Annotated in this window: 18 protein-coding genes and 1 pseudogene; 10 read left to right on the top strand and 9 right to left on the bottom strand. The window is 60.5% G+C overall.

Going from position 1 to position 19669, the window contains the following annotated elements; all coding sequences use genetic code 11:
• Positions 1 to 117 precede the first annotated feature (117 nt).
• Positions 118 to 225 (top strand): annotated as a pseudogene (locus tag OH686_RS23270) (IS3 family transposase); the annotation flags it as partial.
• Between the two features lie 367 nt (positions 226 to 592).
• Here OH686_RS23270 and OH686_RS23275 read toward each other — a convergent pair.
• The 4 genes from OH686_RS23275 to OH686_RS22355 all read right to left on the bottom strand — a co-directional run bounded on the left by OH686_RS23275 (position 593) and on the right by OH686_RS22355 (position 6762).
• On the bottom strand, positions 593 to 856 hold the full coding sequence (locus OH686_RS23275) for a DinB/UmuC family translesion DNA polymerase (protein WP_354005272.1): 264 nt from the start codon (positions 854 to 856) through the stop codon (positions 593 to 595).
• Between the two features lie 405 nt (positions 857 to 1261).
• Positions 1262 to 1495 carry a type II toxin-antitoxin system Phd/YefM family antitoxin gene (locus OH686_RS22345; protein ID WP_289535321.1) on the bottom strand — a complete coding sequence of 78 codons (234 nt, stop codon included), beginning with the start codon at positions 1493 to 1495 and terminating at the stop codon, positions 1262 to 1264.
• A gap of 16 nt (positions 1496 to 1511) precedes the next feature.
• Positions 1512 to 3320, bottom strand: a complete 1809-nt coding sequence (locus tag OH686_RS22350; protein ID WP_289535322.1) for a DUF262 domain-containing protein — start codon at positions 3318 to 3320, stop codon at positions 1512 to 1514.
• A 49-nt stretch (positions 3321 to 3369) separates the two neighbouring features.
• Positions 3370 to 6762 (bottom strand): helicase-related protein, encoded by a 3393-nt coding sequence (locus OH686_RS22355; protein ID WP_289535324.1) that lies wholly within the window; start codon positions 6760 to 6762, stop codon positions 3370 to 3372.
• A 132-nt stretch (positions 6763 to 6894) separates the two neighbouring features.
• Here OH686_RS22355 and OH686_RS22360 point away from each other — a divergent pair, with 132 nt between their 5' ends.
• Positions 6895 to 7131 carry a helix-turn-helix domain-containing protein gene (locus OH686_RS22360; protein WP_289535325.1) on the top strand — a complete coding sequence of 79 codons (237 nt, stop codon included), beginning with the start codon at positions 6895 to 6897 and terminating at the stop codon, positions 7129 to 7131.
• Between the two features lie 368 nt (positions 7132 to 7499).
• On the opposite strand, the gene OH686_RS23280 is transcribed toward OH686_RS22360, so the two are convergent.
• The 5 genes from OH686_RS23280 to OH686_RS22380 all read right to left on the bottom strand — a co-directional run bounded on the left by OH686_RS23280 (position 7500) and on the right by OH686_RS22380 (position 11666).
• On the bottom strand, positions 7500 to 7739 hold the full coding sequence (locus OH686_RS23280) for a hypothetical protein (RefSeq protein ID WP_354005273.1): 240 nt from the start codon (positions 7737 to 7739) through the stop codon (positions 7500 to 7502).
• A 569-nt stretch (positions 7740 to 8308) separates the two neighbouring features.
• Positions 8309 to 9295: a hypothetical protein gene (locus OH686_RS22365; protein ID WP_289535327.1), complete on the bottom strand. Its 987-nt coding sequence runs from the start codon at positions 9293 to 9295 to the stop codon at positions 8309 to 8311.
• A 33-nt stretch (positions 9296 to 9328) separates the two neighbouring features.
• Complete coding sequence (locus tag OH686_RS22370; RefSeq protein WP_206418039.1) at positions 9329 to 9556, bottom strand: AlpA family transcriptional regulator; 228 nt, start codon at positions 9554 to 9556, stop codon at positions 9329 to 9331.
• A gap of 119 nt (positions 9557 to 9675) precedes the next feature.
• A complete protein-coding gene (locus OH686_RS22375) occupies positions 9676 to 10308 on the bottom strand; it encodes a hypothetical protein (RefSeq protein ID WP_289535330.1) in 633 nt (210 codons plus the stop codon).
• Positions 10305 to 11666 carry a tyrosine-type recombinase/integrase gene (locus OH686_RS22380; RefSeq protein ID WP_289535331.1) on the bottom strand — a complete coding sequence of 454 codons (1362 nt, stop codon included), beginning with the start codon at positions 11664 to 11666 and terminating at the stop codon, positions 10305 to 10307. Before OH686_RS22380 ends, OH686_RS22375 begins: the two co-directional genes overlap by 4 nt.
• Positions 11667 to 12097: 431 nt before the next feature.
• Between OH686_RS22380 and OH686_RS22385 the strand changes: the two genes are divergently transcribed.
• The 8 genes from OH686_RS22385 (at position 12098) to OH686_RS22420 (ending at position 19660) form a co-directional block, all read left to right on the top strand.
• Complete coding sequence (locus OH686_RS22385) at positions 12098 to 12847, top strand: GntR family transcriptional regulator (RefSeq protein WP_289535333.1); 750 nt, start codon at positions 12098 to 12100, stop codon at positions 12845 to 12847.
• The gene (locus tag OH686_RS22390; protein ID WP_289535334.1) at positions 12844 to 14568 is read left to right on the top strand and encodes a fumarate reductase/succinate dehydrogenase flavoprotein subunit; all 1725 of its coding nucleotides are present in this window, start codon (positions 12844 to 12846) and stop codon (positions 14566 to 14568) included. The genes OH686_RS22385 and OH686_RS22390 overlap by 4 nt, the downstream gene beginning before the upstream one ends.
• A 71-nt stretch (positions 14569 to 14639) precedes the next feature.
• The gene (locus OH686_RS22395) at positions 14640 to 14885 is read left to right on the top strand and encodes a 4Fe-4S dicluster domain-containing protein (protein ID WP_043310664.1); all 246 of its coding nucleotides are present in this window, start codon (positions 14640 to 14642) and stop codon (positions 14883 to 14885) included.
• Positions 14886 to 15103: 218 nt separating this feature from the next.
• Positions 15104 to 16510, top strand: a complete 1407-nt coding sequence (locus OH686_RS22400) for an ABC transporter substrate-binding protein (RefSeq protein ID WP_289535336.1) — start codon at positions 15104 to 15106, stop codon at positions 16508 to 16510.
• Positions 16511 to 16768: 258 nt separating this feature from the next.
• Positions 16769 to 17554 carry an ABC transporter permease gene (locus OH686_RS22405; RefSeq protein WP_502942758.1) on the top strand — a complete coding sequence of 262 codons (786 nt, stop codon included), beginning with the start codon at positions 16769 to 16771 and terminating at the stop codon, positions 17552 to 17554.
• Positions 17551 to 18408: an ABC transporter ATP-binding protein gene (locus OH686_RS22410; protein WP_289535338.1), complete on the top strand. Its 858-nt coding sequence runs from the start codon at positions 17551 to 17553 to the stop codon at positions 18406 to 18408. Before OH686_RS22405 ends, OH686_RS22410 begins: the two co-directional genes overlap by 4 nt.
• A complete protein-coding gene (locus OH686_RS22415; protein WP_289535339.1) occupies positions 18405 to 19388 on the top strand; it encodes a HEAT repeat domain-containing protein in 984 nt (327 codons plus the stop codon). Before OH686_RS22410 ends, OH686_RS22415 begins: the two co-directional genes overlap by 4 nt.
• Positions 19385 to 19660 (top strand): DUF971 domain-containing protein, encoded by a 276-nt coding sequence (locus OH686_RS22420; protein WP_289535340.1) that lies wholly within the window; start codon positions 19385 to 19387, stop codon positions 19658 to 19660. The genes OH686_RS22415 and OH686_RS22420 overlap by 4 nt, the downstream gene beginning before the upstream one ends.
• Positions 19661 to 19669: the final 9 nt, after the last annotated feature.

Genomic DNA, 19669 nt, shown 5'->3' on the forward strand with positions numbered 1-19669 from the left:
CAGCCATTCACGTCGGGGAACTGCTGGGACGACGCTGCGATGGAGTGCTTCTTACGTTCGCTGAAGGCCGAGCGGGTGTACCTGACGCGCTACGTCAGCTACTAGGAGGCGAAAACCGACCTGTTCGACTATATCCGCATTTACAATCATCGCCGTCGCCACTCGACGTTGGGCTATCCCAGTCCGATGGAGTTTGAGTGCCGAAACGCGAGCAGTAGCTCTTAACTACCTGTCCGCCAGTTCCGGGACAGACCATTTCCTGCCCTTTTAAAATAGGATGCTCACAGAGCTTTTTGCGACAAGTTGGTCTGACCACCGGGTGGCGTAGGCAAGTGAGAGTAATTTTCTTCGCCAGCCCACTCGGCTGGCTTGGTAGTACGTCCAGGTTCCTAGGTTCCTCCTCGTCCCCAGCGATTGTTGATGGCATCCAAGGTACTCATCATTTGCTCGGATTTTACGGGCTGCTCAGGGGCGAAAAGGTCTGGTGTGTACTCATTCTTCCCACAGAGGTCCAATAGCAGCACTTGGGGCTTCGCGTAGCTGTAGCCATCTCGGAAGACCTGCTTGAGCCCAGTTTGAACCGCCTGGATGATCAGCCGGCTGTTGTCGGTTGGGTAGGGTAGGTGGCATAGAACCCATTTGCGTATTTGGCCTCAGAGGGATTGAACAGCCAGGTGCGCAGACTCACGCACACTTGTCGGCAATGCGACTCCTGCATGCGTAGTTTTTCGGCTGCTCGCGTTGCATAGCTGGTTACCTCTTCCTGGATGGGGGCTAACTCACGCAGACGCTTACCGATGATCGGCTGGAGCTGATCTCCCGCTTGGGCGCGACTTCGTGTTCGATTTCCAGGCATGCCACTCCGCGCAGCTCACGCACGGTTTTCTCGACCACTACATTGAAACGCTTAAGTAGCGTCCAGGCGTCCATTTTGAGCAAGGTCCCAAGCGGTCTTGATTTGCATGCCTTCCAAATGCGCACGCATGCGCGGGCCAACGCTCCAGACCTCTTCAACAGGCACAGTTTTGAGTCGCTAGCCCCGACGAGTCGGATCTCGGCTGTCTAAAACGCCTCCGGTCTGCTGGGCACTCCGCAACCCGCGCTCGTTGCCGGGCGATTCGGTGTAACTAAATTGTTTACGCAAAAAAGTGAACAGGTCGCGACCTGTGGTTGGCTTGGATAAGGTTGGCTCAATCAATAAGGAGACGCCGCCATGATCCAGCTGACATGAAATCCGGATAAACAGCTTGGCCCGAAATGATCATTCCTGCTTGCCAAAGAACATCTCTTCGATTTCCTTAGCAAACGGCGTGTCAATGTCGTCCGGCACGGGAGGGTAAACCCCGACCATCAATCCAACTCGAGACTTTTGAGCTGGAAGAATTCGCGCGATTGGTTTGCCATCCCGGGTGATCAGGGTTTGTTCTCCACCGGCAGCACGCTCGACGATCTCCGTAAAGGCTGCCTGAGCTTCAGTGATGTCGAGCTGTTTCATTGACGGGTCTCTTAGCTCAAGTATCTGATGTGTTGGCTGCCAGCGCTTCTGCTTCAGAGCGTTGCGGTCTGCTGAGCTCTGCAAGCCTCTTCTCAAGAAGCCTCCTTCGCTCACTCACCCAGTCTGGCAGCTTACCCATGCGGTACAGAGCGAGATCTTCCGGCAGACAATGCACATGCATGGTGGCCGGGGAAAGTGTTTGAGCCCACTGCTCGAAGGAAAGTGCAAAGTAGTCCTCCTGCTCCCTGGTGTCCAAGGCTACTGACAGTATCAGTTTGCCCGCGAAGCCCTGAATCACGGGGGCCAAAGCTTCGCTGACGCCTGCTCGGCGCATTTCCTCCGGAAGGAAGAAGCGGTTCTGCACTGCCGGCATGGCTCGCCTTTGCAGGTTCGGCAGATCGTCGGTGTAGATCAGGGATAGGAGTAGCTCGGCCTGGGGCTGGTTGTCCAGAGAAGTATTGCACCAGCGAGCCAGGGACTCCCGATTGAAGTCCATCGGGCGCCCCATGCCTCGAAACGCCTCTGCAACCGCTTCCCAAGGAAAACTGTTCTCTTGTTTGACAGCCCGGCGCACGGCATTCCGATAGGTCTTGAACGTATTGTTGGTCTGCAGGCCCAGTAACCCCTGGAACCCAAGCATGATGATCCAGCGTCGGATCAGCTGACTGTCTTCGAAGTCGATCTCCTGCTCGGTGGATCCGAGGTTGCGCCTGTGGATGTAGTACGCAACCAGCATCAGCACGTTGGTGCCGCTCAATCGATCACCGCATAGCCCGAGGTCGCGAAGGAGACGGGCAGAGAAAAGTAGCACTGCCTTGACCCTTTCCCAGCTCTGTTCGAGCAGACGAATGTTGCTCGGCACGAAGTTCTGCACCTTGATGGAGAAATCCAGATCGTTGAGGAAGAGTGCGGTACGCAGCACGAACTCGCGATTGAGTGCTCTCTTCGGGGATAGCAGTTCGGTGAGGTCTTCGATGAGTCGCTCGGTCTCGTCTCGTGCATTGAACTGTTCCCAGCGCAGGGTGATGACCGACATGAGCAGGTCGCTACGACTCAGTGGCGAGCCGCCGCTGTTGGCGCGGATGAAGATATCCAGAACGCGGTCATAGGACGCGCTGCGCTCGGTGAAGTAGGACAGTGCATCGTCTCTCCAGACGGCCACCCAGAGGCGAGTCAGGTTCGCCCTGGCGACATCGCGGCGACTTTCATCGAGCGCCACGTTCGTATCCACCCAGTTGTGGAGCATGTGCTCCAGTTCGGTTTCATCCTCTGCCGCGAGGACGAGCCCGACCTCGAACCAGAGTTCGCCTGCACCGTTCTGGGGGCGCTGGTCGTGGTCAAAGAAGGCGAGCCGATAGTGTTCGGCAATGGGGCTGGCATCGTCGTCTGCTTCTTCCTCTCTATCGGGTGAAGCGGCGAGGTCGATGAAGAGAATCTTCTCGTCCCAGGCTTCGTCCGATTTCTTCCGCTTGTGCTTCTGCTTGACGGTATAGGAGCCCTTCAGGCCGATCAGCAGGGAGGTGAGGCGCTGCTGCCCGTCCAGCACCAGCGTTACAGGCTGGCCTGAAATTGGCGTTACTCGGTCATTGTGAATGGAGCCGTGGCGGAAGTTGCAGATGAAGTTGTAGACCTCCCAGTCTTCCTGGCTGCCCTGTGGCAGGTCCCAGAACATCAGCGCACCTATGGGATAGCCGCGCATGAGGGAGTCGAACAGGCCGGTGATCTGTTCTGGCGACCAGACATATGGGCGCTGAATGGCCGGAATGAAGAGCTCCCGGTTTATGCGGTTGAGGGTTTCGGCGATGGTGGTGACCCGATATCCCATGATGTTGTCGTACCTGTTGTGTGTGATTGGAATGCCAGCCGCATGGCGATCAGCCTGGCTGAGCGCCAGTCTCTCGCCGTGTTTCCTCGGATATGTGGGGCGTGTGTGCGATTGCAGAAGATCCCACTCGGATGGATTCCAGGGGGCTGACTGATCGCTGCAGGAGCAGATCCAGATCGAGGTTCCTGCTGGTTTCGGCCCAGTCGGGCTTCTGCTCGAACGGATTTCGGATGTAGTAGGGGCCTTCGATCCGGTCGTCCGGGGCGATCAGTGCTACTGCGAGGATGAAGTGATCCGGGTGATCAAGCGCCTGGCTGATTTCATTCCGGGTTACCGTGATGGTGCTCTGTCCCTTGGCGCGCCCTTTGACTTCGATGCGACGCTCGATGCAGGCCGGATGACAATGGCAATGACAAACGGCGGTAATGTCCCAGCCGCACTTTTCGGCAGACACGTCGTGAACCATGTGCCCGAGTGCGCGTTCTGCCTCGATTACCGCCTGCATCGCCAGGAGCTCGATGCGCCCACGTGCGGCGGCATCGGCGCAGAAGGAGTGCTCGCTATCCTCTGGCAGCAGTTCTGGTGAGGCGATCATCGCAATGCCAAGAACCGTCGGCGTACCGGTCACTACACGGAGTGTTGCAGCAGCTTCCTCCTCTCGTGCCTGCAGGCGCTGAGATATGGTCTCGGCCAGATAGCGTGCATTCTCTTCCTGCATGGCCGGCTGCCGGTTGCCAGCAGGTCGGAGTCGCAAATCCAGATACCGACGTGACCACAGATCAATCTCTTCAAGCATCTGCCTGCGCAGCGTCGCCGTCCTGCTTTCGGCCTGGCGCGTGAGACTGTCCTCGACGTCCTTGAGATGCTCCTTGGCCAGGTGCTCTGCGGTCCGAACAGAAAGCTCCTCGATCTCCTGCGGTTGCCAGAAGTCCGTGGGATGCGTGCCGGATTGAGGGGCTGCCCGTATTTCCAGAGCGTCGCCCCAGGACAGCTCGACAACGCTACCGTCCCGACCGCATCTGATGAGTTGAATCCGCCGGGAGATCGGGGGCTGCTGAAGGTCGCGATGGATGCTGTGCTCCAGAACCATGAGCACGCCGGGCTTTCCTCCGGCCTGGTCAGTGTCGACAAGAACCGAGCCTCGCACCAGGCAGGGGCGGAGCCTTTCGAACAGCATGTTGGCGCATGTCCGAACCAGCGGGTGGCTGAGGTGGGCGATTTCCGCGGTCTGTGCACTCCCTCCGGATGCAGGCTGTCTATCGAAGCGAATGCGCTCGTATCTGCGCAACACGGGCGGTTGCCTTTCGCCGCGGAGTCGGTCGTACTCGCGTATCGCTGCAGGTACTGTGGGGATCCGGAAGTAACCATCGTCCAGGGCCGTCATTTCGCCGCCAAGATGGGTCAGAGCTCTGCCGAGGAAAGAGCATACGAATTCCGGGCTCGGCACATTGCTGGCTGCTGCCGTCAGCTTGTCTTTCAGGGTTTCGATATCCGGTTCGTTGGCTGGCGAGATTCGCTCAAGCATGCCCTGGAGACGTTCCGTATCCAGCGCCTGCGCCACGGCCTGTTCCAGTCGGCCTTTGGTTGCGTGCTGATTGCCCTCGCGGATGGTTTCCCGCAACAGGCTTTCGAGAGGTCTGTTCTCGAAGGCCTGGCCAAGCACGTCGAAGATCCTGCCACCCAGGCTTGAACGTGCGACCTCGAGCTTGGCAAAGAGCGTCTCGAACACCCCGCCTTCAAGTGTCCCCTTGGCGACGAGATTCCAGAGATGGCACGGCTCGGTCTGTCCGATGCGATGAATCCGTCCGAAGCGCTGCTCAAGGCGATTGGGATTCCAGGGCAGGTCGAAGTTGACCACCACATTGGCGCACTGAAGGTTCACGCCCTCGCCAGCAGCATCGGTGGCAACCAGCACCTGAACTTCGGGGTCGCTGCTGAAGGACTCCTGCACTTGGCGTCGATCCTCTCGGCTCAGACCACCATGTATTGCCACGGCAGCAACAGAGCTAAGGACGGAGCGGATCCGTTGCAGCAGGTAATAGAGGGTGTCGCGGTGCTCGGTGAAGATGATCAGCTTGCGTCTTCTGCCCGATGTGTCGAGTAGCTGCAGTCGATCTTTGAGCAGGCTCGACAATTCATCCCACTTGCGGTCGGTTCCGTTGCTTAGCAGTTCCTCTGCCTGGTTCTCCAGAGAGAGCAGGGTTCTGATCTCGGTATCTATCTCGATACGAGAGGAGGCTGCCGTCGCCTCATCCACGATGCGGTCTGCAAGGCTTTCGTATTCGTCCGGGGCGAGCTCGTCTGCTGCCTCATCCAGATCGTCCGGGAGCTGGCTATAGCCAGCGACATCCCAGAGGGAGACATCATCCACTCCTTCGGTTGGCAACTGTCCGAGGTGCTGTTCGAGCCGGAGCCTGCGTCGTTGAAGCGACCTGTAGAGGGCGGCTGGGCTGGAGGCCAGGCGGCGTTGCAGGATGGTGAGGGCGAAACCTACCGCTTCCCTGCGCCTTCTGCCCAGGCGATCCGCCCGGCTCATCTCTCTTCGGACATAGTCGGTTACCCGGCAGTAGAGCGCGGCTTCCTCCGAGCTCAGGTCGTACGTGGCCGTGTAGGCATGACGGGAGGGGAGTAGACGGTTGCCTGCGATATCCCGCAGGTTCTCTTTGACGGTGCGGTGCAGGACGTCGCTGATATCGGTGCTAAGTGAGTCGGCGCTGTACCTGCCGCCAAAGCGGTCTGGGTCAAGCAGCGACAGGAGCAGTCGGAACTCTTCTTCCTTGCCGTTGTGCGGGGTCGCAGTGATGAGCAGGAAGTGACGGCACGTTCGGCCCAGCATCTCGGCAAGCCGAAAACGCTGCGTCTTGCTGACGGTCCGCCCTTGGTAGCCTGCGGAAAGCTTGTGGGCCTCGTCAATGATGATGAGATCCCAGGACACTTCTCGCAGTTTCCGCTGATGGCGCTGGTTGCGAGCCAGCTGATCCAGTCTGGCGATAAGCAGATCATGATCTGCAAAGTGGTTTCCGGAGGAGCTGGATTCTGCATTCCCCGAAGCGAGCGTTTCGCATCTGATGCCAAACTTCTCGTCCAGCTCGTTTTGCCACTGCTCGGTGAGTGCTCCGGGGGCGACTATCAGGACTCGCCTGGCTTTGCCCCGGAGTAGCATTTCTTTCAGCAGAAGCCCGGCCATGACGGTCTTTCCTGCGCCTGGATCATCGGCCAGGACAAAGCGCAGAGGTTGCTGCTGCAGCATGACCTCATAGACTGCGTTGATCTGGTGAGGCAGCGGAATTATGGCGGAGGTGTGCAGCGCCATCATCGGATCGAAGAGGTGAGCGTGGCTTACCCGGAGCGCCTCAAGAGCCAGTTTGAATTCGTTTGCAGGCGCATCGAATGTCCGAAAGCCCCCTGCAGAGGCTGTAGTAGTGCGGGGGAAGGCTTCCAATTGCGTTACTGCTTCGCGAGAGGGAAATGGCTTGTTCTGGCTGCAGCTGCCGTGATGATCGGCAACAGTAGTTCACTCTTGTGCTAACTATAGTATGTAGAATGAGAGTATGCACGTCACGAAAGTGGCTGCATGCCTCTCAAGCCCGATCAATGCCTTCTGGTCAAAGTGTTCGCAGACAATGTGCGGCGCGAGCGTGTGCGCCAGGGGATTTCTCAGGAGCTGCTTGCCGAGCGCGCCGGAGTGCACCGCACCTACGTGGGAATGCTGGAGCGCGGTGAAAAGAACGTGACCATCTACAACATCGAGCGAATTGCGCATGCACTCGGTGTTGCCCCGGCTTCGCTGCTGGAGTTTTCGGCTGATTGAGGGAGCGGCAGAAGCTCTTTCTGTAAGGTTATTTCTGCCGGCAAAGCTGGCAGGCAGAAGCCAATGCAGATTTCGAGTGTCTCCTTACATGTGTTCCTTACGCTTGGAAAACATGAACTTAAACCGAACAAAATTTAACTCCTGCATCCGGACTCCTGTGTAAGGGGAGTTGCCGGGGACGTGACGCACATGAAGTTGAATAGGGTGGAGCAGGTTCGTCGGTTCTAAGACTTTGACGATTGAAGGCGACCCTGTATGTGCTTATGGCGCTGGTCGTAATCTCCGGCATTAGCCCATCACTCGGTCCGGGACATGTGCTGGCAACGAGCTGCGAGCACTGAGGGCTACACATACTGAAGCTTGCTTTTCTATGCCCTTAGAAGTAAGGCCTGAGTTCGTTGCTGTCGAGAATCAGCATCTGCATCGTCTTGGGGGATGGAGAGCTTCTCCATGCCGACCTGTACTTCATGCAAAAGGCCTGTGGAGAAAAGTTCTTTAAGATAGTGCGAGATTGCCGGGCGCTGGGCAATCTGACTGTCGACGAGGTTGCGGACCCGGCATAGGGTGGAATCGTTCTGGATACGGTAGCAGTAGGCTCGATTAGCCATGCTGCAGAGGCTCAGACTCCTTTGTACCTCGGATCAGCAGGGGGAGTTCCATGTTGGGCGCGCTGAGAGAGTAGGTCCGTGGTAAGACTGATGCTTCCGGCTGGGTGGGTGGGACTGTGTTTGGCCGCCACTCCCGGCATGGTGCTTATTAGTCAACGTGTCGCAATTTTTGTATTTCAACGACATGTTGTCTTCTCATGTCGTTGGCGGCTACATGTCAGCACCATGCTGCGTAGGTTTGAGTAGATTTGCCGAACCGCTAAGGCAGCCGGTAGTACAAAGGCTCATCCTTTCTTAGGTTGGAGGGGCATCATCCTTCTGCAGGCTTTGAGACCGGGTTGGTGTTGGACTGCATTGATGTGGCATATCGTGACCTCATATGGCGCACGCCAACCTACGCTTCGGAGATCTCCGGCATCAGTGGAAATTGGTCCCCAGCTCTGTTCAGTCCAATGCCCGCGAGCCAATTCATTTAATCGTCCTGTAGTGCCCTGTACAGTAGCTTTGGTATTGTGGGCTACATTGGGGATGTCGACCAAATGAACTGTGCTAGCGGGCTTTGTGGGGCGCTATGCGCTGATTCTATTTCTGATGGTTTGGAATATCTCGGCTAGCTGACGTTTGAATAGTTCAGGGTTCAAGGCCAGCTGAGATAAGTAAGATCTGTTTCGTTTGCGGCGCGCACGTTTAATGATCTCTTTCTGTTCGCGGTGCTTGTTAATAAGCATGTTTAGCTCCGGGCACGGATTGCATTTGATGTCTGGTTTAGTCAGCTCGTTGAGTTTTGCTCTGCACTCTTCAATGCTGGGAAGCTGACGTGCCCATTGGGTTGCCTGCTTAAACAGTTGCTCTCCAGCTCTGCTTGCTGGAATTGTTGAGTAAACTGCTTTTCCGATCCCGGAGTCCCTTTTGCGCAAGGACTTGGAGCAGTAGCCTGCCCACCTTCCCGCGTCGTAAATGCGCTTGATTACTACTGACCTGTTTCCAGCAACCTCTTTGTAGTCCGCAGCAAAGGACTTCTCTAGTTTCGACTTAACTTGGGTGAAATCCTTTTCAGATACTCTAAAGACCCCATGGAAATGAAGGCGCGGATTGCAGCCATTACGCTGTTTGGCATTCTCAAGAACGGCTGCTGCTAGGTTGGAGCCTCCCTGCGGATTAAGAACCCTTCTGATTTTTCTGCCGATGTAGTCAGCTTCACCACGGCTAGCATTAAGAGCAGATGCTGCCACCTTGCTGCTAAGGTTGCAGGAGACTGCAATAGCATGTTCATCATTGCCAACCGCAGCAAGCTTGAACACCTGTTTCAGGTGCTCCGGAAGAGCTCCCCATTTTGTTGTCTGGATTTTTTGTAAAGCTTCACGAGCTGTTATCTGGTTTAGGAGTAGCTCAGTCTGTTGCCTATCAGCCCAGTATTTCTCATTTTCAGTTAAGGATGTCTTAGATAGATATTTATCTATAACTACGTGGAGCTTCTGGCTGCGCAGGTAGACATCAATTAGAAGTCCCGCGGTTGCTGGGCTGCAGCGGTTAACGGCGTTATGCGATTTTTTCATGGCTTGGTACAAGTCCTGCTTCTGGGGAGGGGGTTAGTGAGCTTGTGTCGAGTCAATTATTGATTTTTGCCAGGCATCAATTGATTCTGAGTCCCAGGCCACGGCTCGCGCTCCAAGCTTGACTTGTGCAGGGAATTTTCCAGCCTTAATGAGGTTGTAAATGTGGGACCGTTTGAAGCCGGTCAGCTCTTCGACTTGTGCAAGTCGAAGGAAGCGGCGCTGATAACTAACGGCTGACTTAGGTATGTTTCGAGGGGACATTGCCAATACTCCTGAGCACTTACTGGCTCGCAGTGGAAGAACTGGCGAAAATCTAGTTTTTTCATGTTGAGAAAAGTCCTATTAGGGTAGGGCAAAACCCTAATAGGACTTGTTCGGTGTTAGTGAGCGACGGTTATCGCTGCGGCTTCCAGGTGTTTGGCAACGGTGTCATCTGTTCCGAGCTCAATCCCCACTGATGCGGCCTCTGCCGCCATCGCGTGATAGGCTGCATATGGTTTACTCAGGTCAATCCCACTCATCGATGCCAGCACTGCAATGATCTGATGCAGACTTTTCTTTTCTCTGGGATCCATTGGTTTCGACGATTTGACAATTAGGTCGGCTAGGTTTTGAACTGCAGAGGTCTGAAACCGGACTTCACATGTGTCGAGGTCAACATTCGCTTCCCACTGGATAAAGCTGTGCCTATATGGCTCATCCCCATCCAGCGTCAGAGCTGTACCTGACAGGCTTAATTTCACTTTGCCCCCGGCACCTACTAGCGCTTCTGGATTGAGCACTTTTTGTGGGCCTGATGCATAACATGCGGTGGTCCAGTCATCTTTGCCAACAGGGAGTGCGTCGGAGGTTGTGCCCCTAACGTCCTTGAGGTGAACGAACACCTCACATTGGTGATACTGACATTGGCTTATGAGGTCGCCGTACGCTATCTGGTAACCAAGCAAGTCATTGAGCACGATTAGAGCTTGTTCGGCTGTCAGCCAAGGTAGTGCTAGCAAATCTTTTCTCATGGTTTTTGTGCACCTTGTTCGTTGGTGATCAGTTTGCTCAGGTATTCGCCCAGCAGCGTCCAGGCATCTGCCATTTCTCGGGCATAGCTGTGTCGCTGATAGATGCGTTTCACTTTGTTTTCTTCTGTGTGATTCAGGCAGCGCTCGGCGACCTCAGGAAGAACGCCCAGCATGGTCATAAGCGTGGCGCCGGTGCGGCGCAGGTCGTGCGGGGTCCATTTGCCACCTGGCAGGATGAGGGCATGAGCCATTGCGCTGCGGTTACTCATGACTTTCTGGCCGGGCTTTCTCTGTCTATCGCCGATCTGCTTGGTAACGGTTTTCGGGCAGACTGGTCCGCTACAGTCGGTGTTTGGATAACACCAAGGAGAAGAACCGCTGATCTCACGAAGCTGTTGGAACTTCTGCGCCGTAAATTCTGAAAGCGTTATCAGGTGAGCCTTCTTGTTCTTGCTGTTTTCAGACGGAATCAGCCATGTACGCTTGTTCAGGTCGACGTGCTCCCATCGTGCAGCCAGGAGCTCTCCGATACGGCAGCATGTTGAAAGTGCAATCCAGATTGCGGCTTGTGAGGTGACCAGAAGACCCGCGGCCGGCACTTGCTTCGCCAGTGCCCGTATCTCGTCTTCGCTGAGTACGCGATCCCGCTCGACATCCTTGCCGCCGATCTTGGCTTTACGGATGCTCGCGCTTGGGTCGCTATCGATAAGGTCACGATCCACCGCGAAGCGGAACATCTGGCGCATCAGCGAGAAGATCTGTTTCGCCATGCGGTTGACACCCCGGGACAGAAGCTTGTCCGTCACTTCCGTGATGTGCCCCTTTCTGACGTCCTCGACGGCCAGGTGGCCAATCAGAGGCAGCACATCCTTGTTGAACATGCGGCGTACCTCGGCACCGCCGTCCTTTCGCTTGATCAGATCGACACGTGCCCAATGGTCGAAAAGCTCAGATACCGTTTTGCGGGCAGCTTGGCGGGCTAATTCAGCTTCGGATGCTGCTTTTTCTGCTTCGAGCCTGGCGATCTCGGCATCTCTTGCAGCCTTGCGGGCAGCCTCTTCGGCCTCGAGATGCTCGCGTAGGTCGGTAACTCCGCTCAGATATAGCTCTGTCAGCTCCCGGGCGCGTTGACGGGCAGCCTTGAGCGTCAGCCCTGAGGTGCCATCCCGGTCATAGGAACCAATAGGAAGGCGCACCCGAGCCCTGGTCGAGTCGGTGTAGCGGTAGTAGAAGAGGCGCTCGCCGTTTGGTCTGATACGGGCCATGAAGCGGCCGTGACCTTTAGGGGCGGATTCGTTGAGCCAGATGTCCCGAGGACCTGGTTTGATGCTCATCTGTCGGTCTGTGATGTCTGCCATTCCGTCGTCCTTATCAGTGCTACATCCGGTGACCGTTTGGTGACCGTTTGTGCGTGGATTCGGGCGCAGGCTACAAGACGACAGTGGAAGCTAAAATAAGGCATTATTGTATAGGAAACAACGGGTTACGTTTTTTAGGCGGTTCTCCTTGGTTTGTGCTGGATGGGCTTTTACCAGTATGGGGTGCAAGGGGTAGAGTGTTCGAATCACTCCGTCCCGACCAAATAATCCCAACAGAAGGCCAGTCAGAAATGACTGGCCTTTTTGTTTTTGGCTATCTGCTCCTTCGTGAGCCGAATAGGCGGGCTATTCGGCTCGCGACCTCCATCGCATCATAAGCTTATGCAATAAAAGTATTTCCCGTGCATTTCTTATGCTCGCTATCTTCTCGTCACAGCTTGTTATGACAAGTAGAGATCAGAGACGAGAACATGGCCGAACTGCTTCCCCTTTCCCCCGTGCCGCTGTACAGCCAGCTCAAGGAGCTGCTGCGCGGGCGCATCCTCGACGGTACCTATCCGCCGCACAGCCGCATGCCTTCGGAGAGCGAGCTGGGCCAGGCGTTTGGTGTCAGCCGCATCACCGTGCGCCAGGCGCTAGGGGATCTGCAGAAGGAAGGGCTGATCTTCAAGATCCACGGCAAGGGCACCTTCGTCGCCAAGCCCAAGGCGTTCCAGAACGTCAGCACCCTGCAGGGCCTGGCCGAGTCCATGTTGCAGATGGGCTACGAGGTGATCAACCGCCTGCACAGTCTCAAGCATCTGCCGGCCGATGCTCGCGTCGCTGAACGGCTGGGGTTGGAGGAGGGCGCGCCGGTGACCGAGATCAAGCGCGTGCGCCTGGTCAACCGAGAGCCGGTGTCGTTGGAGGTCACCTACGTGCCGCGCGCCGTCGGCGAGAAGCTGGAGAAGGCCGACCTGGTGGCCCGCGACATCTTTCTGATCATCGAGAACGACTGCGGCATCGCCCTCGGCCACGCGGACCTGGCCATCGATGCGGTGCTGGCCGACGCCGACCTGACCCGCGCGCTGAACGTGGAGGAGGGCGCGCCGATCATGCGTATCGAGCGCCTGACTCACGCCGCCGACGGCACGCCGCTGGACTTCGAATACCTCTATTACCGCGGCGACGCCTTCCAGTACCGCCTGCGCATCGACCGCCAGAAGGGCTCCCACGCATGAATACGATCGAACGCGAATACGACCTGGTGGTGATCGGCGGCGGTACCGCCGGCCCGATGGCCGCGATCAAGGCCAAGGAGGCCAACCGCGAGCTGCGCGTGCTGCTGCTGGACAAGGCCAACGTCAAGCGCAGCGGCGCTATCAGCATGGGCATGGACGGCCTGAACAACGCGGTGATCCCCGGCCACGCCACGCCGGAGCAGTACACCAAGGAAATCACCATCGCCAACGACGGCATCGTCAACCAGGCGGCGGTGTACGCCTATGCCACCAAGAGCTTCGAGACCATCGAGCAGCTCGACCGCTGGGGCGTGAAGTTCGAGAAGGACGAGACCGGCGACTACGCGGTGAAGAAGGTCCACCACATGGGCGCCTACGTGCTGCCGATGCCCGAGGGGCACGACATCAAGAAGGTGCTGTACCGCCAGCTCAAGCGCGCGCGGGTGGAGATCACCAACCGGGTCATCGCTACCCGCCTGCTCACCGACGCCGAGGGCGCGGTGAACGGGGTGATGGGCTTCGACTGCCGCACCGCGGATTTTCACCTGATCCGCGCCAAGGCCGTGGTGCTCGCCTGCGGCGCCGCCGGGCGCCTGGGCTTGCCGGCCTCGGGCTATCTGATGGGCACCTACGAGAACCCGACCAATGCCGGCGACGGCTACGCCATGGCCTACCACGCGGGCGCCGAGCTGGCGAATCTGGAGTGCTTCCAGATCAACCCGCTGATCAAGGACTACAACGGCCCGGCCTGCGCCTACGTCACCGGCCCGCTGGGCGGCTACACCGCCAACAACAAGGGCGAGCGCTTTATCGAGTGCGACTACTGGTCCGGGCAGATGATGTGGGAGTTCCATCAGGAGCTTGAGGGCGGCAACGGCCCGGTGTTCCTCAAGCTCGACCACCTGGCCGAGGAAACCATCCAGAACATCGAGGAGATCCTGCACAGCAACGAGCGGCCCAGCCGCGGCCAGTTCCATGCCAACCGCGGCACCGACTACCGCACCGGCATGGTGGAAATGCACATCTCCGAGATCGGCTTCTGCTCCGGCCATAGCGCCTCGGGCGTGTGGGTCAACGAGCGTGCAGAAACTTCGGTGAAAGGTTTGTACGCCGCGGGCGATATGGCTGCCGTGCCGCACAACTACATGCTCGGCGCCTTCACCTACGGCTGGTTCGCCGGAGTCAATGCCGCCGAGTACATCGCCGGGCGTGACTTCACCGAGGTGGATGCGCAGCAGGTCGAGCGCGAGCAGGCGCGGGTGTATGCGCCGCTCAATCGCGAGCACGGTCTGCCGCCGGCCCAGGTCGAGTACAAGCTGCGGCGCATGGTCAACGACTACCTGCAGCCGCCCAAGGTGACCAAGAAGATGGAGATCGGCCTGACCCGTTTCGCCGATATCCAGCGCGACCTCGACCAGCTCAAGGCTAACAACCCGCACGAGCTGATGCGCGCCCTGGAAGTCAGCGTGATCCGCGACTGCGCCGAGATGGCCGCGCGCGCCTCGCTGTTCCGCGCCGAGAGCCGCTGGGGCCTGTACCACCACCGGGTCGACCTCCCGCAGCGCAACGACGCCGAGTGGTTCGCCCACTGCCACCTGAAGAAGGGTGATGACGGCGAGATGACCAGTTTCAAAAAGCCGGTGGAGCCGTACCTGATTCCGTTGGATGACGAGGAACAGCACGCCTACCAACGCCTGCGGGTGCGTAGCGACGCCGCCTGACCACACCTGCGTGCAGGCCCCGAGCAGGGGCCGCAGAAACGAGAGAGCCACAGGCTCCGAGGAACCGTGACATGGCCTACCAGCCCCAGGAAATCTTCTTTCGCAGCAATGCGCCGGTGACCATCGACGAGGACAAGTGCATCGCCCACAAGGGCTGCACCGTATGCGTCGAGGTCTGCCCGATGGACCTGCTGGCGATCAACCCGGCCACGCAGAAGGCCTACATGGCCTTCGACGAGTGCTGGTACTGCATGCCCTGCGAGAAGGACTGCCCGACCGGTGCGGTGAAGGTGGAAATCCCTTACCTGCTGCGCTGAGTTGTTCCTTCTCCCTTTGGGAGAAGGTGCCCGAAGGGCGGATGAGGGAACACCTAGCCGCCCGTATCGCCCTCACCCCAACCCTCTCCCGGAGGGAGAGGGGGCGAAAACCGCTATCCGGAGACCCCGGACGCCTTGCTTGCAAAACCCCTCGTTTCCCACCAGCCAACCGCATGGCGGAGACGACTCAAAAAACCATGATTCGAGGGGAAACACCCATGCGCTTGCGTACTACCCTGGCCGGCCTCGCCCTGACCATCGCCACCGTTCACGCCCAGGCCGAGACGATCCGCGTCGCCATCGGCACCCAGGACACCACCATCAACTGCGCCACCGGCGGCCTGCTCATTCGCGAGCTGGGCCTGCTCGACAAGTACCTGCCGAAGGACGGTAAGTACCAGGACGTGAAGTACGAGATCGAGTGGAAGAACTTCACCAGCGGCGCGCCGCTGACCAACGAGATGGTCGCCGGCAAGCTGGACTTCGGTGCCATGGCCGACTTCCCCGGCTCGTTCAACGGCGTCGCTCACCTCGACGCCGGCAAGCGCAGCCTGTTCCTCAGCGTGCTGTCCGGCAGTACCCGTGGCAGCGGCAACGGCATCGTGGTGCCGGCATCCTCCAGCGTGCAGTCGCTGGCCGAGCTGAAGGGCAAGACCATCTCCGTGCCGTTCGCCTCCACCGCCCACGGCATGCTGCTGCGCGCCGTCGCCGCGCAGGGCTGGGACCCGCAGAAGGACGTGCGCATCATCGCCCAGCCGCCGGAGATCGCCGGCTCGGCCCTGCGCAGCAACCGCATCGAGGCGCATGCCGACTTCGTGCCGTTCGCCGAGCTGTTCCCCAACCGTGGCTTCGCCCGCAAGATCTACGACGGCTCGCAAGCCAACGCGCCGACCTTCCACGGCGCGCTGGTCGATGCCGAGTACGCCAAGAAGTACCCGGAAGTGGTCACCGCCTACCTGCGCGCCAGCCTCGAGGCCGACCGCCTGTTTGCCGAGTCGCCGGAGAAATACAGCGAGCTGATCGAGAAGGTCACCGGCATCGAGGCCGAGGTGAACTACCTGTTCCACGGCCCGCTCGGCCTGCAGACCCGCGACCTGACCTGGAAGCCGGAGTACCGCAAGGCGCTGGCCACCTCCATCGACACCCTCAAGCTGCTGAAGAAGACCGACCGCGGCCTGGACGTGGACCAGTTCGTCGACGACCAGTACATCCGCGCCGCCTTCAAACAGGCCGGCCGCGACTACGACAAGGCCCTGGCCGACTACCAGCCGCTGCCGCTCAAGGCCGTTGACGCGCTGACCGGCAAGCCGATCGCCGACGTCTCGCGCCTGGCGCAGATCTGGGTGCGCGGCGAGGACAAGGTGCGCCACTACAGCTCGCCGGAAGCCGCGCTCAAGGCTCTGGCCGCGCTGGAGCAGGAGGGCAAGGACATCCGTGCCATCTACGCCCAGGCCACCGACAGCGGCATCAAGCTGCTGGCCAACCAGGCCTGGTTCGTGCGCAACGGCAAGGGTGAACTCTCCGCCTTTCTGCTCAAGGACCAGGCCGAGGCCTATGCCCAACAGCACGGCGGCACCGCGCTGGACTTCGTCAGCGCCAACCAGCAGGCCGTCGCCAGTCTTTGATGGCTGACCGACTACCTCTCCCTCCGGGAGAGGGTTGGGGTGAGGGTGTTACAGGCAGCTCGTGGCGGCCTGCCAGAACCTCACGCCTACGCGGCCCGCCCCGGCCCCTCTTACCGGGGGAGAGGGTGACTCCCGCCGGCCTCGCCGTGCACGGACTGCTCCCTCTCCCATTTATGGGAGAGGGCTGGGGAGAGGGACGTAGCCCGGATGAAATCCGGGACCGCACAGTTATTCCCGGATTTCATCCGGGCTACGGAGATGGCTATGAGTTCTCTATACCGCTGGCCCCTGCGCCTCGCCTCGTTGGCCGCCTGCCTGCTGTTCTGGCAGCTGGCCGCCACTGCGCGCCTGGACCTGGGCCTGCTCACCTTCACCTATGTGCCCACGCCTGGTGCCGTGCTCGACGCGGCCTGGCAACTGCTGCACTCCAGCCAGCTGCTGGCGCACCTCACCAGTAGCCTGGGCCGGGTGTTCGCCGGCTACCTCAGCGCCGCCGTGATCGGCGTGCTGCTCGGCCTGGCCATCGGCCGCTCGAAGTGGGCCGAGGACAGCCTGCTGCCGCCACTGGAAGTGCTGCGGCCGATTCCTGCGGTGGCCTGGATTCCCCTGGCCATCCTGATGTTCCCGTCGTCGGAGCTGTCGATGGTGTTCATCACCTTCACCGGCGCGCTGTTCCCCATCCTGCTCAACACCATCCACGGTGTGGAGGGCGTCGATCCGCGTCTGATCGCCTCGGCGCGCAGCCTCGGGGCAGGGCGCCTGGCGATCCTGCGCGAGGTGATCCTGCCTGGGGCTGCGCCAAGCATCGTCACCGGCCTCGCCATCGGCATGGGCACCTCGTGGTTCTGCCTGGTCACCGCCGAGATGATCTCCGGCCAGTTCGGCATCGGTTACTACACCTGGGAGTCCTACACCATCCAGAACTACCCGGACATCGTCGTCGGCATGCTGCTGATCGGCCTGCTCGGCATGGCCAGCAGCGGCCTGGTCAAGCGCCTCGGCGGCCTGGCCACGCCTTGGTACCGCAGCGGAGCGCAGCGATGAGCGTCTACCAGAAAGCCCCCGAGCCCGGCCGCATCGACGGCCGCCAGCTGTCCATCCGCCTCGGCCAGGGCCGCGAGGCCTTCGAGGCGGTGCAGGCGCTGGACTTCACTGTCGAGCCCGGCGAGTTCGTGTGCATCCTCGGCCCCTCCGGTTGCGGCAAATCGACCCTGCTCGGCGCCCTGGCCGGCCACCTGCGTCCGGCTGGCGGCAGCCTGCTGGTGGATAACGCGCCGGTGGCCGGCCCGTCGCCGGAGCGCGGCATGGTGTTCCAGCACCACACCCTGCTGCCCTGGCGCAGCGTGCTGGACAACGTCGCCTTCGGCCTGAAGATGCAGGGCATAGGCCAGGCCGAGCGCCACCGCCAGGCCGCCGAGATGCTGCGCCTGGTTGGCCTGCAGGACTTCGCCACGCGCTGGCCCAACCAGCTCTCCGGTGGCATGCAGCAGCGCGCCGAGATCGCCCGCGTGCTGATCAACCGGCCGCGCCTGTTGCTGATGGACGAGCCGTTCGGCGCCCTGGACGCGCAGACCCGTGCGCGCATGCAGGAGCTGCTGCTGGATATCTGGACGCGCATCCGCACCACATTGGTATTCGTCACCCACGACATCGACGAGGCGCTGTTCCTCGCCGACCGCATCCTGGTGATGAGCCCGCGTCCGGGCCGTTTCATCGAGGACCTGCGCCTGGACTTCCCGCGCCCGCGCAACGCCAGCCTGCTGACCAGCCCCGGCTTCGTCCACCTTAAGCGCCACTGCCTGGAGCTGCTGCGTCACGAGGAGGGCCGCGAACTGCCGCGTCTCACCCCGCTGGGCCTGCCCACCACCGAACATCCGCCACTGCGAATCGCCCTATGACCCATCTATCCGTCGCCGATCTGATTACCGACAACCCGGACATCCTCGACCTGCAGCCGCGTCTGGCCGATGCCGACGCCGGCGTGCGCCGTATCGCTCTGATCGAGCTTGCCGACCTGGAAGACCCCGATGCCTTGCCCTGGCTGACCCAGGCCCTGGGCGATGACCCCGCCGCCGAGGTGCGCGCCGAGGCTGCGCGCCTGCTGGAGGCCTGGGAGGAGCCCGAGGTGGTCGCCGCCCTGTGCGCCGCCCTGGCCGATGCCGACGAGGAAGTACGCGCCGCCGCCGCGCAGAGCCTGTCCGAGCTGAAGAGTGCCGAGGCGGGCAGGGTGATTCTGCCCTGGGCCGCCCATGGCGATGCCTTCGTCCGTGCCAGCGCCCTGCGAGCCCTGCGCGAGCTGCGCCTGGCCGAGGCCGCGCCGCTGGCCCTGGGCGCGCTGCATGACAGCGATGCCTTTGTCCGTCGTGAGGCGGTCGGCATCCTCGGCTGGCTGAAGCAGACCGATGCGCTGCCGGCCCTGGCCAACCTGGCCAGCCGCGACCCGGACACCGAAGTGCGCCGCGCCGCCACCGGCGCCTTGGGCCTGGCCAGCGACGCCAGCGTGCTGCCGGCCCTGCGCGCGGCCCTGCGTGACCGCGAGTGGCAGGTGCGCGAGGAGGCCGCCACCACCCTGGGCAAGGTCGGCCAGGCTGAAGCCGGTCCGGCGCTGATCGAGGCCCTGGCCGATGGTTACTGGCAGGTGCGCCTGCGCGCCGCCCGTGCGCTGGGCAAGCTGCGTTTCGCCAGTGCGCTGGAGGCGCTGGTGGAGCTGCTCGGCCACAGCATCAGCAATTTGCGCAAGGAAGCTGCTCTGGCCCTCGGCGAGCTGGCCGATCCGGCCGCGCTGCCGGCCCTGCAGGCGGCGGAGAACGATGGCGACCCCGAAGTACGCAAGGCCGTGCGCATCGCCCTTGGCCAGTTGCAGGGCACGGCGCGATGAACGCGCCTAGCGTCCTGCGCAGCGCCGCCGGCCAGTTACGCCTGGAATGGCCGGACGGCCAGGTCAGCCAGCTCAGCCACGCCCGCCTGCGCGCCGCCTGCCCCTGCTCGCAGTGCCGCGCGGCGCGCCTGAATGGGCGCATCGACGCGGCGCCGAGCGAGGTACGCCTGCGCGCCATCAATCAGCAGGGCTACGGCGTGCAGCTGGTGTTCAGCGACGGCCACGACAAGGGCATCTACCCCTGGAGCTACCTGCAGGAACTGGCGGGCTAGGCCGCCGCG

The organism is Pseudomonas sp. SO81 (assembly GCF_030374125.1).
Classification (GTDB): Bacteria; Pseudomonadota; Gammaproteobacteria; order Pseudomonadales; family Pseudomonadaceae; genus Aquipseudomonas.

Coding starts and splice junctions, on each gene's coding strand:
- OH686_RS23275 (WP_354005272.1), bottom strand. CDS start 856: ATGCCTGGAAATCGAACACGAAGTCGCGCCCAAGCGGGAGATCAGCTC.
- OH686_RS22345 (WP_289535321.1), bottom strand. CDS start 1,495: ATGAAACAGCTCGACATCACTGAAGCTCAGGCAGCCTTTACGGAGATC.
- OH686_RS22350 (WP_289535322.1), bottom strand. CDS start 3,320: ATGGGATATCGGGTCACCACCATCGCCGAAACCCTCAACCGCATAAAC.
- OH686_RS22360 (WP_289535325.1), top strand. CDS start 6,895: ATGCCTCTCAAGCCCGATCAATGCCTTCTGGTCAAAGTGTTCGCAGAC.
- OH686_RS23280 (WP_354005273.1), bottom strand. CDS start 7,739: ATGGCTAATCGAGCCTACTGCTACCGTATCCAGAACGATTCCACCCTA.
- OH686_RS22365 (WP_289535327.1), bottom strand. CDS start 9,295: ATGAAAAAATCGCATAACGCCGTTAACCGCTGCAGCCCAGCAACCGCG.
- OH686_RS22370 (WP_206418039.1), bottom strand. CDS start 9,556: ATGTCCCCTCGAAACATACCTAAGTCAGCCGTTAGTTATCAGCGCCGC.
- OH686_RS22375 (WP_289535330.1), bottom strand. CDS start 10,308: ATGAGAAAAGATTTGCTAGCACTACCTTGGCTGACAGCCGAACAAGCT.
- OH686_RS22380 (WP_289535331.1), bottom strand. CDS start 11,666: ATGGCAGACATCACAGACCGACAGATGAGCATCAAACCAGGTCCTCGG.
- OH686_RS22385 (WP_289535333.1), top strand. CDS start 12,098: ATGGCCGAACTGCTTCCCCTTTCCCCCGTGCCGCTGTACAGCCAGCTC.
- OH686_RS22390 (WP_289535334.1), top strand. CDS start 12,844: ATGAATACGATCGAACGCGAATACGACCTGGTGGTGATCGGCGGCGGT.
- OH686_RS22395 (WP_043310664.1), top strand. CDS start 14,640: ATGGCCTACCAGCCCCAGGAAATCTTCTTTCGCAGCAATGCGCCGGTG.
- OH686_RS22400 (WP_289535336.1), top strand. CDS start 15,104: ATGCGCTTGCGTACTACCCTGGCCGGCCTCGCCCTGACCATCGCCACC.
- OH686_RS22405 (WP_502942758.1), top strand. CDS start 16,769: ATGGCTATGAGTTCTCTATACCGCTGGCCCCTGCGCCTCGCCTCGTTG.
- OH686_RS22410 (WP_289535338.1), top strand. CDS start 17,551: ATGAGCGTCTACCAGAAAGCCCCCGAGCCCGGCCGCATCGACGGCCGC.
- OH686_RS22415 (WP_289535339.1), top strand. CDS start 18,405: ATGACCCATCTATCCGTCGCCGATCTGATTACCGACAACCCGGACATC.
- OH686_RS22420 (WP_289535340.1), top strand. CDS start 19,385: ATGAACGCGCCTAGCGTCCTGCGCAGCGCCGCCGGCCAGTTACGCCTG.